The organism is Streptomyces regalis, from assembly GCF_001509475.1.
GTDB classification, from domain to species: domain Bacteria; phylum Actinomycetota; class Actinomycetes; order Streptomycetales; family Streptomycetaceae; genus Streptomyces; species Streptomyces regalis.
In genome coordinates, this window is sequence record NZ_LLZG01000060.1 from 1 (window position 1) to 16,911 (window position 16,911).

The 16,911-nt window shown below is 67.3% G+C and carries 14 protein-coding genes and 1 tRNA gene; 9 read left to right on the forward strand and 6 right to left on the reverse strand.

The window, feature by feature from the left end:
- A partial coding sequence (locus tag ADL12_RS11095) for a lysine N(6)-hydroxylase/L-ornithine N(5)-oxygenase family protein (protein WP_062701082.1) occupies positions 1-1,419 on the forward strand: 1,419 nt, incomplete at its 5' end.
- A 97-nt stretch (positions 1,420-1,516) separates the two neighbouring features.
- Here the strand turns inward: ADL12_RS11095 and ADL12_RS11100 are convergent.
- On the reverse strand, positions 1,517-3,322 hold the full coding sequence (locus tag ADL12_RS11100; RefSeq protein ID WP_062701083.1) for a bifunctional metallophosphatase/5'-nucleotidase: 1,806 nt from the start codon (positions 3,320-3,322) through the stop codon (positions 1,517-1,519).
- Between the two features lie 138 nt (positions 3,323-3,460).
- Between ADL12_RS11100 and ADL12_RS11105 the strand changes: the two genes are divergently transcribed.
- Both ADL12_RS11105 and pyk read left to right on the forward strand, forming a co-directional pair.
- On the forward strand, positions 3,461-4,177 hold the full coding sequence (locus ADL12_RS11105; protein ID WP_062701085.1) for an SIMPL domain-containing protein: 717 nt from the start codon (positions 3,461-3,463) through the stop codon (positions 4,175-4,177).
- Positions 4,178-4,343: 166 nt separating this feature from the next.
- Positions 4,344-5,780 carry a pyruvate kinase gene (pyk, locus tag ADL12_RS11110; protein WP_062701086.1) on the forward strand — a complete coding sequence of 479 codons (1,437 nt, stop codon included), beginning with the start codon at positions 4,344-4,346 and terminating at the stop codon, positions 5,778-5,780.
- Between the two features lie 38 nt (positions 5,781-5,818).
- On the opposite strand, the gene ADL12_RS11115 is transcribed toward pyk, so the two are convergent.
- Together ADL12_RS11115 and ADL12_RS11120 are read right to left on the reverse strand one after the other, a co-directional pair.
- Positions 5,819-6,607: a hypothetical protein gene (locus ADL12_RS11115; protein ID WP_062701088.1), complete on the reverse strand. Its 789-nt coding sequence runs from the start codon at positions 6,605-6,607 to the stop codon at positions 5,819-5,821.
- Between the two features lie 85 nt (positions 6,608-6,692).
- A tRNA-Leu gene (locus ADL12_RS11120) sits at positions 6,693-6,777 on the reverse strand.
- Between the two features lie 104 nt (positions 6,778-6,881).
- Here ADL12_RS11120 and ADL12_RS11125 point away from each other — a divergent pair.
- The gene (locus ADL12_RS11125) at positions 6,882-7,535 is read left to right on the forward strand and encodes an ANTAR domain-containing response regulator (protein WP_062701090.1); all 654 of its coding nucleotides are present in this window, start codon (positions 6,882-6,884) and stop codon (positions 7,533-7,535) included.
- Positions 7,536-7,560: 25 nt separating this feature from the next.
- Here the strand turns inward: ADL12_RS11125 and ADL12_RS11130 are convergent, their stop codons facing one another.
- A complete protein-coding gene (locus tag ADL12_RS11130; protein WP_062701092.1) occupies positions 7,561-8,157 on the reverse strand; it encodes a hypothetical protein in 597 nt (198 codons plus the stop codon).
- Positions 8,158-8,458: 301 nt separating this feature from the next.
- On the opposite strand from ADL12_RS11130, the gene ADL12_RS11135 reads away from it, so the two are divergent.
- From ADL12_RS11135 to ADL12_RS11155, 5 genes are all read left to right on the forward strand, one after another.
- The gene (locus tag ADL12_RS11135) at positions 8,459-9,622 is read left to right on the forward strand and encodes a branched-chain amino acid ABC transporter substrate-binding protein (RefSeq protein ID WP_062701094.1); all 1,164 of its coding nucleotides are present in this window, start codon (positions 8,459-8,461) and stop codon (positions 9,620-9,622) included.
- Positions 9,623-9,802: 180 nt separating this feature from the next.
- Complete coding sequence (locus ADL12_RS11140) at positions 9,803-10,726, forward strand: branched-chain amino acid ABC transporter permease (protein ID WP_062701096.1); 924 nt, start codon at positions 9,803-9,805, stop codon at positions 10,724-10,726.
- Positions 10,723-12,093 (forward strand): branched-chain amino acid ABC transporter permease, encoded by a 1,371-nt coding sequence (locus ADL12_RS11145; protein WP_062701097.1) that lies wholly within the window; start codon positions 10,723-10,725, stop codon positions 12,091-12,093. Before ADL12_RS11140 ends, ADL12_RS11145 begins: the two co-directional genes overlap by 4 nt.
- Complete coding sequence (locus ADL12_RS11150; protein WP_062701099.1) at positions 12,093-13,007, forward strand: ABC transporter ATP-binding protein; 915 nt, start codon at positions 12,093-12,095, stop codon at positions 13,005-13,007. The genes ADL12_RS11145 and ADL12_RS11150 overlap by 1 nt, the downstream gene beginning before the upstream one ends.
- Positions 13,004-13,774, forward strand: coding sequence for an ABC transporter ATP-binding protein (locus tag ADL12_RS11155; RefSeq protein WP_079051967.1), 771 nt, complete (start codon positions 13,004-13,006; stop codon positions 13,772-13,774). Before ADL12_RS11150 ends, ADL12_RS11155 begins: the two co-directional genes overlap by 4 nt.
- 125 nt (positions 13,775-13,899) lie before the next feature.
- Here the strand turns inward: ADL12_RS11155 and ADL12_RS11160 are convergent, their stop codons facing one another.
- Together ADL12_RS11160 and ADL12_RS11165 are read right to left on the reverse strand one after the other, a co-directional pair.
- Positions 13,900-14,388 carry a hotdog fold thioesterase gene (locus tag ADL12_RS11160; RefSeq protein ID WP_062701100.1) on the reverse strand — a complete coding sequence of 163 codons (489 nt, stop codon included), beginning with the start codon at positions 14,386-14,388 and terminating at the stop codon, positions 13,900-13,902.
- Between the two features lie 54 nt (positions 14,389-14,442).
- Positions 14,443-16,734, reverse strand: a complete 2,292-nt coding sequence (locus tag ADL12_RS11165; RefSeq protein ID WP_062701102.1) for an FdhF/YdeP family oxidoreductase — start codon at positions 16,732-16,734, stop codon at positions 14,443-14,445.
- Between the last annotated feature and the right edge of the window lie 177 nt (positions 16,735-16,911).

Sequence of the window (16,911 nt, forward strand, 5' to 3'; positions counted from 1 at the left end):
CCCCCGGGCCACGAACCCGACACCCCCCGCGACCTCGTCGGCATCGGCATCGGCCCCTTCAACCTCTCCCTCGCCGCCCTCGCCCACCCCCTCACCGAACTCGACGCCGTCTTCTACGAGCAGCGCTCCGCCTTCGCCTGGCACCCCGGCCTCCTCATCGACGGCGCCCGCCTCCAAGTCCCCTTCCTCGCCGACCTGGTGACACTCGCCGACCCCGCCAGCCCCTGGTCCTTCCTCAGCTACCTCAGGACCCGCGACCGGCTCTTCCCCTTCTACTTCGCCGAGCGCTTCCACATCCAGCGCGCCGAGTACGACGCCTACTGCCGCTGGGTCTGCGAGAACCTCCCAGGACTGGGCTTCGGCCACCAGGTCGACGCCGTCCGCTTCAACCCCGAACACGACGTCTTCGAGGTCGACTTCACCCAGCTCGGCCCCGACGGCGAGGCCGAGGCACTCGGCCGTACCTACACCAAGAACGTCGTCCTGGGCATCGGCACCGAACCCGACGTCCCCGACCCGCTCAAGCCCCTCGTCGAGGCGCCCGGCGTCCCCGTCATCCACGCCGCCGACTACCTCGACCACCGCGAGACGCTCCTCGCCGCCGACCATGTCACCGTCATCGGGTCGGGCCAGTCCGGCGCCGAGGTCTTCCTGGACCTGCTCCGACGCCGCCCCGTCGGACGCGAGGGGCTCCACTGGCTCGGCCGTACCGATGCCTTCGCACCCATGGAGTACTCCAAGCTCGGCCTGGAGCACTTCACGCCCGACTACACCCGTTACTTCCACGCCCTCGCCGAACCCGTCCGCGACAAGCTCGTCGCCTCCCAGTGGCAGCTCCACAAGGGCATCGACGCCGGCACCCTCTCCGCCATCCACGACGAGCTCTACCGCCGCACCCTGAACGGCGGCTGGCCCGACACCGTCCTCACCCCCGGCGTCCGCGTCCGCACCGCCGGCCGTCTCGCCACGACCAAGGTGGAACTCCACCTGGAGCACATCCACCAGAACACCCGCTCGCGCCTCACCACCGACGCAGTCGTCCTGGCCACCGGCTACCGCGAACGCCCCCTCAGCCGCATCCTCGCCGGCCTCGACCCCTACTTGCGCCTCGACAGCCGGGAGCGCCCCCGCATCGACGACCAGTACCGCCTGGTCATGGACCCGTCCGTCACCGGCTCCGGCTGCAACATCTACGTCCAGAACGCCGAACGCCACACCCACGGCATCGGCACCCCCGACCTCGGCCTCGCCGCCTGGCGCAGCGCCGCCATCCTCAACTCCGTCACGGGCAGGGAGGCCTACCCCCTGCCCACCCGCACGGCCTTCACCACCTTCGGCCTGGACCCGGCCCTACCGCGCCAGGTCCGCTCCCGCACGATCGGCGCTCAACGCGGAACCGTCGTCCAACTCAAGGGCTGACGGGGGCAGGCCGGGATTCCGCATACTCCGCATACGCAAAAGGCGCCTGACCGCCCCAGGAAAGAAGGGCAGTTCAGGCGCCTCACACACCTGCCGCTCAGAACACCGGCGTACCGTTCCGCGTCAACTTCCAGTCCACCGACGCGAAGTCCTTCGGGTCCAGCACACCCTTCGCAGTCACCCACTCCGCGATCCGGGTGCGGATCTCCGTCGACTCCGCCCACAGCTCCTGAGCCGACGCCACATGCGGGAACGCCCCGCCGCCATTGGCCCGGTAGTTGTTCACCGCGAACACGAACTTCTGCGCATCGTCCAGAGCGGCACCGTTGTAGGTCACGTTCTTGATCCGCGAACCGGCCGCCCGAGCGATGTCGATCTCGTACGAAAGCCCCGACACGTAGTCGTAGTTGTAGTCCGGCCGGTTGTTCGCGTTCGTCAGCTTCTCCACGTCGACCGTCGCATCCGGCGCCGTCTGCACGAAGTACTCCGCCGAATACTCCAGGTACGCCTTGAGCTGCGCACCCGTCATCAGCTTCGCGACCAGCGTGTTGTCGTACACATACAGGCTCGACAGATCCCGGATCGTCACCTCGCCGGCCGGGATCTCCGAGGTGCGCGAGAAGGGGGAGGCCTGCGCGATGACGGGCAGCGAGGCGTACTCCGTGCCCGCCAGCGCCGTCTTGACCACGTCCTCCTGGACCTTGGTGATCAGGTCGATGATCGGGGCGTCCTTGTAGCGGGCCTCGACCGTCGTCAGCACCTCGGTGGCCGTGCCCACGACCTGGTTGACGTACTTGACGACCTTCTCGTGCTCATCCGTCAGCAGCTTGGTGATCTTCGGGTCGTCGGCCACCGAGTTCGAGTTGAGCACCTTGGACGAGACGGACTCGACACTCCAGCAGCCCTTGGCGAAGACCAGCTGGATGTCGAACAGCGACAGCCGCTCCGCGTAGGCCAGCGGCTCCGACAGGACGACCGTCTTCCCCGTCTTGGCGTTGGTGACCTTCAGCTCCGGGATCTCCACGTGCGCGTGGCCGACCAGGATCGCGTCGATGTCCGGCACCTGCTGCGCCACCAGCGCCGCCGAGTTCTCGATGTACGGCAGCTGGTCACCGTACGACGACGTCCCCGAGGAGCCGGAGTGCGCCGACACGATCACCACGTCCGCGCCCATCGCCTTCAGCTTCGGCACCCACTTCGCCGCCTGCTCCTCCAGCCCCGGGAACGTCAACTTGCCCTGGACGTACGCCTTGTCCCAGATCGCGATGCCCGGGTTCGTCAGACCGAGCACGGCGACCTTCACCGGCGGGGCGCCCGGCACACAGAACCTCTTCATGAAGTACGGCGGGAAGGCGGGCTTCAGCGTCTTCGCGTCCAGCGCGTTCGCACCCAGCAGCGGGAAATCGCACTGCTCCTCGAACTTGCGCAGCGTCTCGATGCCGTAGTTGAACTCGTGGTTGCCCAGCGCCACCGCGTCGAACCCGATCGCGTTCATCGCCTGCGCCATCGGGTGCACCGGGCCGCCCTTGGCGGTGATCGGGTCCACCTTCGCGTAGTAGTACGTCAGCGGGGTGCCCTGGATCGTGTCACCCGCGTCGATGAGCAGCGTGTTGCGGCGGCCCTTCTCCTCCCGGACCTGGTTCACCAGCGTCGACACCCGCGCCAGGCCCTGGGCGTTGCCCTTGGCGTCGGTGTACTCGGCGTCCTTGAAGTAGTCCCAGTTGAAGATGTGACCGTGCAGATCGGTCGTGCCCATCACCGTCAGCGCGTACCGCTTCGCCGGCCGGGAACCCGCCGCCGTCTGAGCGGCCTGCGCCGCCGGGGCGGCCGCCGTGGTGGCCAGCGCTGCCCCCGCTCCGGTCACGGCGGACTTCTTTAGGAACTTCCGGCGGTTCAACGGCATGAGTGTTTCTCCCAGGCGAATGGTCAACAACGCGCGTAGATTCTGACCTGACCATGCCGAGCGGCAACAGTCCCCACAGATTTCGATCTGGTGACCTACGAGGGCTGTAACCCAGCAAGCGATGACAGAGTGGGACGTATGACCACCCCTTCAGAGGAACTTCAGCCCGCCGTCCCCTACGGCACCCCCGACGCCCCCCGCATCGCCGTCCGCGGTGAGGCCCGCCTCGAGGTCGACCCCGAGATCGCCCGCATCGGCATCACCGTGACCTCCCGCGGCAAGGACCGCCGCGCCGCCCTGGACGACCTCACCCGCCGCAACGCCACCGTCCTCGACCTCGTCAAGACCTACGGCGACGAGGTCGAGCGACTGGAGACCGGCGCCTTCTCCATCAGCCCCGAACTCAAGGACAAGGGCCGCGGCGAGCGCGTCCACGCCTACCACGGCCGCGTCCACATCACCGCCGTACTCACCGACTTCACGGCACTCGGCGAACTCACCACACGCCTGGCCGACCTGGACCTCACCCGCGTGGACGGCCCCTACTGGGCCCTGCGCCCCGACTCACCGGCCCACCGGGAAGCACGGCAGCAGGCGGTACGGGAGGCGGTACAGCGGGCAAGGGAGTACGCGGAGGCACTGGGAACCTCCCTGGCCGCGCTGGTGGAACTCGCCGACATCGGCGCGGAGAACGCCCCGCCGCCCTACCCACAGGCCCCCGGCAGCCGGATGCGCTCCATGGCCTACGGCGCCGCGGAGGACGCCGCGGCCGCCCCCCTCGACCTCGAACCCCAGCGCCAGCATGTCTACGCGCAAGTCAACGCCCGCTTTACGATGATGCCGCCACGGCTGTGAACCGAACGGCAATGACGTGCTTCGGGGTGCGGCGGGGGTGCTTCGAACGCTCATCGGAGCACCCCGCCGCACAATTCAACACTTGTCAATAGCCCTTCACACAAAGGTTGTTGAGTAGTCATACGCGGCCAATTCTCTACCCGCCGGTAAGTCATAGAGTCGAAACATGCGCCGAGCGAAAATCGTCTGCACCCTGGGCCCCGCCACCGACTCGTACGACCAGATAAAGGCACTGGTCGACGCCGGAATGGACGTTGCCCGCTTCAACCTCAGTCACGGCAGCTACGCCGACCACGAGGAGCGCTACCAGCACGTACGCAAGGCCTCCGACGAGACCGGCCGCAGCGTCGGCATCCTCGCCGACCTTCAAGGCCCGAAGATCCGCCTCGGCCGCTTCACCGAAGGACCCGTACTCCTTGAACGCGGGGACACCTTCACCATCACCGTCGAAGAGGGCGCCGAAGGCGACCGCCAGCAATGCGGGACCACCTACCCCGGCCTCGCCGGCGACGTCACCCCCGGCGAACGCATCCTCGTCGACGACGGCAAGGTCTGCCTGGAGGTCACCTCGGTCGACGGACCGCGCGTCCACACGACGGTGGTCGAGGGAGGCGTGGTCTCCGACAACAAGGGCCTCAACCTGCCGGGTGTCGCCGTCTCGGTACCCGCCCTCTCGGAGAAGGACGAGGCAGACCTGCGCTGGGCCCTGCGCACCGGCTTCGACGTCATCGCGTTGTCCTTCGTCCGCTCCGGCCGCGACATCGAGGACGTCCACCGCATCATGGACGAGGAGGGCCGCCGCCTCCCCGTCATCGCCAAGGTGGAAAAGCCGCAGGCGGTCGAGGCGATCGACGACATCGTGGCCGCCTTCGACGGCATCATGGTCGCGCGAGGGGACCTGGGCGTCGAAATGCCCCTGGAACAGGTCCCGATCGTCCAGAAGCGTGCCATCAAGCTGGCCAAGCGCAACGCCAAGCCGGTCATCGTCGCGACGCAGATGCTCGACTCCATGATCGACAATTCCCGCCCGACGAGGGCGGAGGCGAGCGATGTCGCGAACGCGGTGATCGACGGCACGGACGCGGTGATGCTGTCCGGCGAGACCAGCGTCGGCAAGTACCCCATCGAGACCGTCCGGACCATGGCGAAGATCGTCGAGGCGGCCGAGGAGGACATCCTCACCAAGGGCCTGCCGCCCCTGACCGAACGCAACAAGCCCCGCACCCAGGCCGGCGCGGTCGCCCGCGCGGCGGCCGAGATCGGCGACTTCCTGGGCGCGAAGTTCCTGGTCGCCTTCACCCAGTCCGGCGACACGGCCCGCCGCCTGTCCCGCTACCGCTCACCGATCCCGCTGCTGGCGTTCACGCCGGAGCCGGCGACGCGGTCCCAGCTGAATCTGACGTGGGGCGTGGAGACGTTCCTGGGGCCGCATGTGGAGTCGACGGACGCGATGGTCGACCAGGTGGATGAGCTGTTGTTGAAGTACGGCCGCTGCAAGAAGGGCGACACGGTCGTGATTACGGCCGGTTCGCCCCCGGGGGTGTCGGGCTCGACGAACATGGTGCGGGTGCATCACATCGGGGAGGACGACAGTCCCAAGTAGTCGGCGGAGGGCCCCTCTTGAGGAGGGGCCCTTTGTGGTTAGTGCTTGGGGCCTACGTGGGTGTCCATGAGGGCTACGGAGGCTTTGCGGGCGATGGAGATGTTGTAGGCGTCGTTGCCGCGAGCGAGTGCTGTCCACTCGACGCCAACACTGTCGAGGGTATCCGTGAGGAGCTTCCGGATGTCGTCCGACTTGTTGGTGAAGAAGTAGCGTGGGTATTCATAGCGCTTGCGTTCACCGCGGACGAGGCGAGTGGTCCAGTTGGTGATGCGGCAGCCGTCGGAGTGGATCAGGCCGCGGATGAACTCCCATGGGTGGGCATCGACTATGTCCTGCTGCCAGGATTCGAGGATGATGGGGCGCTCGTGTTTCTTGCCGGGACCGTGCTGCGGAAACACACAATGGACGTGGGTGGAGCAGAGCTTCAGGTCGTGGCAGCCGCCTTTGCTGGCGCGGCAGACCGAGTTGTTTGGGAAGACAGCACGCATAGCCAGCTCGCACTCGTCCATGAGTCCGGGCCACGCGTCGTCGCATGTGATCACAAGGCTGGGCGCTCTGTGGCCCGACCACTGGACGATGTAGCCGTCGCCGAGGTAGAGGCCGAGAAGGTAGCTGTACGCCACCTCGTCGAGTTGACGGCCGTCGCAGCGGGGGCACGGGGAGCTGCGCCGTCCGGGGCATTCGCCGCGCTTCGCGCGGTCCACATGGAGCCACTTGCCGATGGTGCCGGGTGGGATGTTGAAACGTCGTGCTACATCGACGTTCCTTACGCCGCTGCGCAGAAGCGTGAGCGCCTTCTGTCGCACTTCCGTGCCGTGAACGTTCATGCGGCCACTTTGTGTCACTGGCCGTGACCCCGCGTACGAAAAAGCGGAGGACCACGCGAACGTGATCCTCCGCTTTGGACTGCAGTGCCCGGTGTGGGATTCGAACCCACACGCCCCGAAAGGCACGGCGGTTTGAGCGCCGCGTGTCTCGCCTGTTCCACCAACCGGGCTGGCTAGGTCCCTGTCGGGAAGTGTACCGGGTCACCGCACCTCCCCGCCTCTAGGTAGGCTGCATAGGCAGCAGCACCTGCCCGGCCCGTAACAAGGAGCCCCCGTGACCGCCCCCGAGTCGCCCCAGCCCGTAGACGCGCCCGACGACGACAAGTCGCACGTGCCTCCGCTGACGACCCGTGTCGTCATCGCCGAGGACGAGGCACTGATCCGGCTCGATCTCAAAGAGATGCTCGAAGAAGAGGGGTACACCGTCGTCGGCGAGGCCGGGGACGGCGAGCAGGCCGTCGAGCTGGCCCGCGAGCACAAGCCCGACCTCGTCATCCTCGATGTGAAGATGCCGAAGCTGGACGGTATTTCCGCGGCCGAGAAGATCGCCGAGGAGAGCATCGCCCCGGTGCTGATGCTGACGGCGTTCTCGCAGCGCGATCTGGTCGAGCGGGCTCGGGACGCCGGTGCGATGGCCTATCTCGTGAAGCCCTTCAGCAAGAGTGACGTCGTGCCCGCCATCGAGATGGCCGTGTCGCGGTTCACGGAGCTGAAGGAGCTGGAGAAGGAGGTCGCCGACCTCACCTTGCGCCTGGAGACGCGGAAGCTGGTGGACCGGGCGAAGTCCATCCTCCAGACGGAGTACGGGCTGACCGAGCCGGCCGCCTTCCGGTGGATCCAGAAGACCTCCATGGACCGGCGGATGTCCATGCAGCAGGTCGCCGAGGCGGTCATTCAGGACTCCGAGGAGAAGAAGGCGCGGCAGTAGCGCCGGGCGCGTTTCGTCTGTGTGATCAGGCGGAGCCTTCGGTCCAGTCCCGTCGGGGGAGCGGGATGGTGGCCGGGGGCTCCGTGTCGTTGGCGCGGACGCGCAGTGCGGTGGGGTGTCGGCTGTGGGGCAGGTCGTACCAGAGGTCGTAGGTGATGGCGCCGTGTGCGGCGACTTCGGTGCGTAGTGGCTGGCGTTTGATCTGGGTGGCTTCGCGGTCGAGGGGGAGTTCGCTGCCGTTGTCGAGGACGAGCCGGTGGAGGTCGTTGTCGATCTGGCCGAAGACGGAGTCCTGTGAGGTGATGGTGAGGCGGATGCGGCAGAGGCGGCCCTTGGCCCAGTGTTCGCCGTGGGTGCCGATGACGGTGGTGATTCCGCAGCGCAGGCCGGTGGCGTCGAACTGAAGGTTTCCGCTGCGGACGGAGTCCGTTCCGGGCGCTGCTTCCAGTGGGCGCAGGGTGGGGGCGGGCTGGTGTGGCCAGAGCGCGGTTGCGGTCGCGGTGGCGATTCCCGCTCCGAGCAGAAGGCCTGCGAGTGCGGCGAGTGCGGTTTGTTTCCGGCTGTTTTCCGGTCCGACCTCCGGTGGTTCCAAGGTGCCCGCGCGTTGTGTGGGTTGGGGCATGTCTGGGGTGCTTCCGTTTGGTGGCTGCTTGTCTGGTTCTGTGCAGGTCGGCGGCCGGTCGTGAGGTTCGTATGAAGATCTTCCGAGTGCTGTGTGATGGCCGAAACGTCCGCCGGCCGGTCGGCGGTGTTCTGTATCCGGCGGATATCCGAGGTCACAGGGCGATCACACATCCGTGGACCACCTATCCGACTGGCTGGCAACCCGATTAGATTCCCCGCACACCGTAGGGATAAGCGGTGTCCGCGTAGGGGATCACGAGTTCTTCTACGCCATCATCGTTCGGGCCAGGGAGTGCTTAGTGCTGAACAAGACCATCGTCAAGCTGGCCATTCCGGTGGCCGTTGGAGCGCTGGCGCTCACCGGTTGTGGCGGTGGCGACTCCGGTAGTGGTGGCTCCACTGTGAAGATTGCCTTCGAGGGGCCGCTCTCCGGCGACAACGTCGCCCTGGGTGAGAACATGCAGAACGGTGTGCAGCTGGCGATCAAGCAGGCCAACGCGAGTGGTGACCTCGACTTCAAGCTGGAGTACGTGGCTGCCGACGACCAGGGTCTGCCGGACAAGGCGCCGACCGCCGCACAGAAGGTGATCGACGACCCGGACGTCAAGGCCGTCGTCGGTCCCGCCTTCTCGGGTCCGACCAACTCGGCTTCGCCGCTGTACGCGGAGGCCGGTCTGGTGACGGTGAGCCCGTCGGCCACCAACCCGTCGCTGACGGACGAGGCCAACGGCTTCGCGAGCCTCCTGCGGGCCGTTCCCAACGACAACATGCAGGGCAAGGCCATGGGCGACTTCTTCGCGAAGAAGATAGGCGCCAAGAAGGTCTACCTGATCGATGACAAGACCGACTACGGCGTGGGTCTGTCCAAGGTCGCCGAGGAGACCCTGAAGTCGGCCGGCGTCTCGGTCGTGAAGAAGAGCGTCCCGCAGAAGACGCCCGACTACAGCGCCACCGCGAAGGATGTCGTCAACTCCAAGGCGGACGCGCTGATCTACGCCGGTTACTACCAGGACCTGGCGCCGTTCGCGAAGAAGCTGTCGGACGCGGGCTTCAAGGGTGCGGCGATCTCGGGTGACGGTTCGAACGACGTCAAGTTCGTGGAGCTCGCCGGTGACGCCTCCGAGAACTGGTACCTGACCTGCCCCTGCACCGACGCGACCGTCGAGGCGGGTACGAAGAAGTTCGCGGAGGACTACCAGAAGGAGTTCAACCGGGCTCCGGGTACCTACTCCGCCGAGGCGTACGACGTCGCCAACATGATCATCGCGGAGATCAAGAAGACGGGCGGCGACGTCGAGCGCGAGGCTCTGCGCGACGCCCTTTCCAAGGCCTCCTACAAGGGTCTGACCAAGACGTTCTCCTTCGAGAAGAACGGTGAGTTCAAGGGTACGGACGTCTTCGTCTACCAGGTGAAGAGCGGAAAGATCGCGTACCAGGGCAACGTCAACGAGCTGATCGGCTGAGGCCGGGCTCCGGCGGCTGACGCCATGTGATGGGGGTCGGGGGACACTTTCTCTCCCGGCCCCTTGTCTGTGAAGTGCGCAAGCAGGCGCAGCCGTTGACTGATCCGCACGATTTTCCGCGGGCCGCCCTGGCGATCCGAGCCCGGCGGCTTGCCCGGTTCCTACAGGAAGTTCAACCGCATGTCCCTTCAGGAGTTCTGGGACTATCTCGTCCTAGGGCTGATGCTCGGCTCGCTGTATGCCGTCATCGCCATCGGCTACACCCTTGTCTATGGTGTGCTGCAGCTCATCAACTTCGCTCACAGCGAGGTCTTCATGATGGGCGGTTACGGCAGCCTTGTGGTTCTCACTCTCGTCGATCCGGGGGACAGCCCGTCGGCGCTGGCCTCGATCGGCTTCGTCGCACTTGCCATGGCCGGATCGGCGTTGTTCGGCGGTGTGACGGCGTACGGTCTCGAGAAGGTCGCGTACCGGCCGTTGCGCAGACGTGGTGCGCCTCGCCTGATCTTTCTGATCACCGCTATCGGCGCCTCCTTCTTCCTCTACAACCTGGCCGGCAAGCTCTTCGGCCGTGACCCGCTGCCGCTGCCGGAGATGTACGAGAACAAAACGGTGTTCAGCATCTTCGGGGCGGGGGTGAACATCACTCAGCTGCTGCAGTTCCTGACGGCTGTGGTCATGATGATCGGCCTCGACCTGCTGGTGAACCGTACGAAGCTCGGCAAGGGCATCCGCGCGGTGGCGCAGGATGCCGAGGTCGCGAGCCTGATGGGTGTGGACATCGACAAGGTGATCTCCCGCACCTTCATCATCGGTGGTGTGCTCGGTGGCGTGGCGGGCTTCTTGTTCGCCAACCTCAATCAGGTCTCGTACACGATGGGCTTCATCCCCGGCATCACCGCGTTCGCGGCGGCGGTGGTGGGCGGTATCGGCAACATCCGCGGTGCGATGCTCGGCGGTGTGCTGATCGGCATCGTCGAGACGATGACGGTGCCGCTGCTCGGTGACGAGTGGCGAAGCGTTTCCGCAATGGTGGTGCTGATCCTGGTGCTGATGTTCCGTCCGATGGGCATCCTCGGTGAGCGAGTGGGGAGGGCGGCATGAGTGCGGTCGACACATCCAAGAATCTGACTCCGTCTCAGGCGGCAAGGCTGCGTCGTACGGCGTGGTACCAGCAGCCGCGGTTCTCCCGGCTGTGGGCGATGGTGGCGCTGGGCGTGCTGCTGGCCCTGGTGACGGGCGAGCAGGGCAACACGCGGGACATCTTCTTCTCCATCGAGTCCACGTTCACGGGCGGTGGACTGTGGGTCTGTCTCGCGCTCACCGTGGGCGTGTGGGCGCTGCGGGAGTTCGCGGGCGATGCGCTCAAGGGCGTTGCCACGAAGGCGAAGCCGGGCGTGGCCGGTCCACTGGGGTCGGTACGTGGCCGGATCCAGGCGGACCAGCGGCTGCGCTGGGGTCTGATGCTCCTCGCTCTGGTGCTGGCCCTGGTGGTCCCCTCCCTGCTGCAGCGGTACTGGCAGACGGTGCTGGTGGACCAGATCGCCATCTTCGTGCTGCTGGCGATCGGCCTGAACGTGGTGATCGGCTGGGCGGGTCTGCTGGACCTCGGCTTCTTCGCCTTCTTCGCGGTGGGTGCCTACTCGACGGCGTACTGGACGGGGCGGCTGCCGGTCGAGCCTCCGGTGGTGCTGAACTCGTTCTGGGTGATTCCGATCGCCGTGGCGACGTGTCTGCTCACCGGTTTGCTGCTGGGCGCTCCGACGCTGCGTCTGCGCGGTGACTATCTGGCGATCGTCACGCTCGGTTTCCACGAGATCATCTACCTGGTGGCGAAGAACGCGGACGGGATTACGGGCGGTCCGCAGGGCGCCCGGATGATTCCCGACTTCTCGATCGACTTCGCCGGGATCTCCTACAAGTGGTCGATCGATCCACTGCCGTACTGGTACCTCCTGGTGTTCTTCATCGTGGTCGTGATCATCCTGTTCTCACGGCTGGAGCACTCCCGGGTGGGCCGGGCGTGGACCGCGATCCGCGAGGACGAGATCGCGGCGGCGGCCAACGGCGTGGACACGGTCCGCTTCAAGCTGATGGCGTTCGCGATCGGCGCGTCGACGTCGGGTGTCGCGGGCGTGGTGTTCACCACCAAGTACGGGTACATCAACCCCGAGGTCTTCCCGCTGCTGCAGTCGATCCTGGTGCTGGCGTATGTGATCTTCGGCGGTATGGGCTCGATTCCTGGCGTGCTGCTCGGTGCCGCCGCTCTGGTGTGGCTGCCCGAGGTGCTGAAGGACTACGTGGACCCGTCCGACCGGTACATGTACCTGGGCGCACTGCTTGTGATCATGATGATTTACCGGCCGCAGGGCATCTGGCCTTCCCGTCGACGTCAGCGTGAGCTGAAGCTGGCGGCGGAAGGCATCGGGGACGCGGATGCGATGTCCGAGCCGGCGGGAGGCAAGTTCTGATGACCACCGATGTGACGAGCGAGTCGGCCGCCGTCGGCGGGCCGGCGTCCGCTGACACGGATCTGGTGCTGGAGACCTGGGATGTGACGCTGCGTTTCGGCGGCCTGACCTCTCTGGACCATGTCAATCTGCAGATGCGGCGGGGCGAGATCCTCGCGGTGATCGGCCCCAACGGCGCGGGGAAGACCTCGCTGTTCAACTCCTTGACGGGGGCGTACACCCCGCAGGAAGGGAAGATCGTCTTCCGTCCGAAGGACGGCGGCGAGAAGTCCCTGCTCGGCAGCAAGCCGCATATCGTCAACCGGCTGGGGCTGGCGCGTACCTTCCAGAACATCCGGCTGTTCTCGGCGCTCACCGCGCTGGAGAACGTGAAGATCGCGGCGGAGACCCGGCTGAAGGCCGGCCCGGTCTCGATCATGCTGGGGCTGCCGAAGGCGCGCAAGGCCGAGCGGCTCAGTGACGAGCGGGCGCACCGGCTGCTGAAGTTCGTGGGGCTGGAGGACAAGCTCAACGAGATCGCGGGCAGCCTGTCCTACGGTGATCAGCGCAGCCTGGAGATCGCGCGGGCGCTGGCCACCGATCCGCAGGTGCTGCTGCTGGACGAGCCGGCGGCGGGTACCAACCCGACGGAGAAGCTCGAGCTGGAGGGGCTGATCCGCCGTATCAACACCGAACTGGGCGTGAGCGTGCTGCTGATCGAGCACGACATGCGACTGGTGATGTCGGTGGCGGACCGCGTGATGGTGCTCAATTTCGGCAAGAAGATCGCCGAGGGGACGCCGAGCGAGGTGCAGCAGCACCCCGCCGTGATCGAGGCCTACCTCGGCTCCTCCGCGGAGGACGCGGCGGCGGTCCAGGAGATCATCGCCGAGCACGAGCACCAGTCGGCGTCGGACGCGGAGGACGGCCAGTGAGTACGACCACGGAGCTGGAGAAGGACCCGGGCGGGGACACCGGTGGTACGGGCACCCCGCTGCTGGAGCTGAAGAGCCTCAGGGTGTTCTACGGTGCCATCGAGGCGCTCAAGGGCATCGACCTGACGGTCGGCGAGGGCGAGATCGTTGCTCTGCTCGGCGGTAACGGCGCCGGCAAGACCACGACGCTGCGCACCGTCTCCGGCATGCTGCAGCCCCGCGAGGGCCAGGTCTGCCTGCGTGGGGAGCGCATCGACGGCATCAAGTCGCACGAGCTGGTGCAGTTCGGTATCGGGCATGTGCCCGAGGGCCGACGAGTGTTCGCGACGATGTCGGTGCGCGAGAACCTGGAGATGGGTGCCTACCGCTTCAAGTCGGTGGACTCCGCCGACCTGGATCGCGTGTTCACCCTGTTCCCGAGGCTCGCGGAGCGGCGTTCGCAGTACGCGGGCACGCTGTCCGGTGGTGAGCAGCAGATGCTCGCGATCGGGCGCGCTCTGATGGGCCGGCCGGAACTGCTGCTGCTGGACGAGCCATCGATGGGTCTCGCACCGCTGATCGTGCAGCAGATCTTCGAGATCATCCATGAGATCAACCAGCAGGGCACGACGGTGCTGCTGGTGGAGCAGAACGCGACACAGGCGCTGGGGCTGGCGAATCGGGGTTACGTCCTCGAGACCGGCTCGGTGGCCATGTCGGGCGATGCGCAGGATCTGCTGGCCGACCCGCGTATTCGGGCGGCTTACCTCGGTGAAGGCGCGGCCTGAGCCTGACGCCCAGCCGTAGGCGTTGCGGGAGCCGGGAAGACGAGGTCTTCCCGGCTCCCGCTCGTGTTTGCGGCACCGGTGGCGTGCGTGCCGAAGGCCCTACGGAGGTCGTCCGACGGCACCCGTCAGCCGGCCTTGCCCGGCCCGGGGAGCTGCGCGGGGGCGGCGTCCCGCAGCAGGCAGGTCAGCCGCGCGCTGCACACACGCCGGCCCGCCTCGTCGCTGATCACGATCTCGTACGTCGCCGTCGAGCGGCCCCGGTGCAGGGGCGTGGCCACGCCGGTGACGAGGCCGGAGCGGACGCCGCGGTGATGGGTGCAGTTGAGGTCGACGCCGACCGCGAGCTTGGAACTGCCGGCATGCAGCATCGACCCCACCGACCCGAGCGTCTCGGCGAGCACCGCGGAGGCGCCGCCGTGCAGCAGCCCGTACGGCTGGGTGTTCCCCTCCACCGGCATGGTCCCGACGACCCGCTCGGCGGACGCCTCCACTATCTGGACGCCCATGCGCGTGCCGAGGTGCCCTGCGGAGAACAGAGCCGGGAGGTCGACGCCGAGCGCGGCGTACTCGTCGATGACCTCCTGCGGGAACTTCACGTGCTGCTGCTCGCCCATGGGTCCGGCTCCGTTCGTCGTGCTCAGTCGGTGAAAGGTCGACTGAGCAAACGCTCAGTCGGTGGCCGATTGTTCCAGACGTACGACGACGGACTTGCTGGCCGGGGTGTTGCTGGTGTCCGCGGTGGCGTCCAGCGGTACGAGGACGTTGGTCTCCGGGTAGTAGGCGGCCGCGCAGCCCCGGGCGGTCGGATAGTGCACCACCCGGAAGCCGGGCGCCCGCCGCTCGACCCCGTCCTTCCATTCGCCGACCAGGTCGACGTACGACCCGTCGGCGATGTTCAGCAGCCGGGCGTCCTCGGGGTTGATCATGACGACCCGGCGGCCGTTCTTGATGCCCCGGTAGCGGTCGTCGAGGCCGTAGATCGTGGTGTTGTACTGGTCGTGCGACCGCAGCGTCTGCAGCAGCAGCCGTCCCTCGGGCACCTTCGGGTACTCGACCGGAGCCGCCGTGAAGTTGGCCTTGCCCGTCGCCGTCGGGAAGCGGCGCTCGTCGCGCGGGGCGTGCGGGAGCGTGAAGCCGCCAGGGCGACCAGCAGCCACAGTCACGCGCGCGTTGAAGTCCTCGAAGCCGGGGATCACGCGGGCGATACGGTCCCGGATCGTCGCGTAGTCCTTCTCGAACTCCTCCCAGGGGACCCTGCTGCCCTCGCCCAGGACCCGGCGGGCGAGCCGGCACACGATCGCCGGTTCGGAGAGCAGATGCGCGCTCGCGGGCTCCAGACGGCCGCGGGAGGCGTGCACCATGCCCATGGAGTCCTCGACCGTCACGAACTGCTCGCCGCTGCCCTGGAGGTCGCGCTCGGTGCGGCCGAGGGTGGGCAGGATCAGCGCACGGGCGCCCGTGACGGCGTGCGAGCGGTTGAGCTTCGTCGAGACGTGCACGGTGAGCTGCGCGCGCCGCATGGCTGCCTCGGTGACGTCGGTGTCGGGCGTGGCGGCCACGAAGTTGCCGCCCATCGCGAAGAAGACCTTCGCCTCGCCGTCGCGCAGTGCGCGGATGGCCCGTACGACGTCGTAGCCGTGCTCGCGGGGCGGCGCGAAGCCGAACTCCTTCTCCAGGGCGTCCAGGAAGGCCGGGGCGGGCCGCTCGAAGATGCCCATCGTGCGGTCGCCCTGCACGTTCGAGTGACCGCGCACCGGGCACACGCCCGCGCCCGGGCGGCCGATGTTGCCGCGCAGGAGAAGGAAGTTGACGACCTCGCGGATGGTCGGCACGGAGTGCTTGTGCTGGGTGAGGCCCATGGCCCAGCAGACGATGGTGCGCTGCGAGGCGAGGACCATGGCCATGACCTTGTCGATGTCCGCGCGGGTGAGGCCGGTCGCTGTCAGCGTCTCGTCCCAGTCGGCGGCGCGGGCGGCCGCGGCGAACTCCTCGTAGCCGTGGGTGTGTTCGCGGACGAACTCCTCGTCGACGGCGCCCTCCGTCTCGAGGATCAGCTTGTTGAGGAGGCGGAAGAGGGCTTGGTCGCCGCCGATGCGGATCTGCAGGAACAGGTCGGTGAGGGCGGCACCCCTGAGCATGCCCTGGGGGGTCTGCGGGTTCTTGAACCGCTCCAGACCGGCCTCGGGCAGCGGGTTGACGCTGACGATCTTCGCGCCGTTCTCCTTGGCCTTCTCGAGGGCGGAGAGCATGCGCGGGTGGTTCGTGCCCGGATTCTGCCCGGCGACGATGATCAGGTCGGCCTTGTAGAGGTCCTCGAGCAGGACACTGCCCTTGCCGATGCCGATGGTCTCCGAGAGCGCCGACCCGGACGACTCGTGGCACATGTTGGAGCAGTCCGGCAGGTTGTTCGTGCCGAGCTCGCGCGCGAAGAGCTGGTAGAGGAACGCGGCCTCGTTGCTGGTGCGTCCCGAGGTGTAGAAGACAGCCTCGTCGGGGGAGCCGAGGGCGGTGATCTCCTCGCCGATGATGTCGAAGGCACGCTCCCAGGTCACCGGCTCGTAGTGCGTGCCCCCTTCGGGCAGAAACACGGGGTGGGTGAGCCGCCCCTGCTGCCCCAGCCAGTAACCACTGCGGGTCGCGAGATCGGCGACGGAGTGCGCGGCGAAGAACTCCGGAGTGACCCGGCGCAGGGTGGCCTCCTCGGCCACCGCCTTCGCGCCGTTCTCACAGAACTCCGCCTTGTGCCGGTGGTCCGGCTCCGGCCAGGCACAGCCCGGGCAGTCGAACCCGTCCTTCTGGTTGACGTTCAGCAGCGTCAGCATGGTCCGCTTCACGCCCATCTGCTGCTGCGCGATGCGCAACGTGTGCCCGATGGCCGGCAGCCCCGCCGCGGCGTGCTTCGGCTCGGCGACTTTGGGCGCGTCCTGAACGGGATCACCCTTGGGCGGCTTCGTGGCCATCGCGCACTCTCCCTGTCTTCTCGTTCACCGCGGGAACGCCTCGCCGGCGCCGGGCCCACGCCCTCGACACCGGCGCTCCTGCGGCTCACCGGCCGTGTACACGTGTGAGGTACATCTCCGATCCTCGCACGCGGGACGGACAACCAGGGGGGCGGGCCTGGGGAGGGGGTGTGGGGG

Coding starts and splice junctions, on each gene's coding strand:
- pyk (WP_062701086.1), top strand. CDS start 4,344: ATGCGCCGAGCGAAAATCGTCTGCACCCTGGGCCCCGCCACCGACTCG.
- ADL12_RS11160 (WP_062701100.1), bottom strand. CDS start 14,388: ATGGGCGAGCAGCAGCACGTGAAGTTCCCGCAGGAGGTCATCGACGAG.
- ADL12_RS11130 (WP_062701092.1), bottom strand. CDS start 8,157: ATGCCCCAACCCACACAACGCGCGGGCACCTTGGAACCACCGGAGGTC.
- ADL12_RS11150 (WP_062701099.1), top strand. CDS start 12,093: ATGACCACCGATGTGACGAGCGAGTCGGCCGCCGTCGGCGGGCCGGCG.
- ADL12_RS11100 (WP_062701083.1), bottom strand. CDS start 3,322: ATGCCGTTGAACCGCCGGAAGTTCCTAAAGAAGTCCGCCGTGACCGGA.
- ADL12_RS11105 (WP_062701085.1), top strand. CDS start 3,461: ATGACCACCCCTTCAGAGGAACTTCAGCCCGCCGTCCCCTACGGCACC.
- ADL12_RS11140 (WP_062701096.1), top strand. CDS start 9,803: ATGTCCCTTCAGGAGTTCTGGGACTATCTCGTCCTAGGGCTGATGCTC.
- ADL12_RS11145 (WP_062701097.1), top strand. CDS start 10,723: ATGAGTGCGGTCGACACATCCAAGAATCTGACTCCGTCTCAGGCGGCA.
- ADL12_RS11115 (WP_062701088.1), bottom strand. CDS start 6,607: ATGAACGTTCACGGCACGGAAGTGCGACAGAAGGCGCTCACGCTTCTG.
- ADL12_RS11165 (WP_062701102.1), bottom strand. CDS start 16,734: ATGGCCACGAAGCCGCCCAAGGGTGATCCCGTTCAGGACGCGCCCAAA.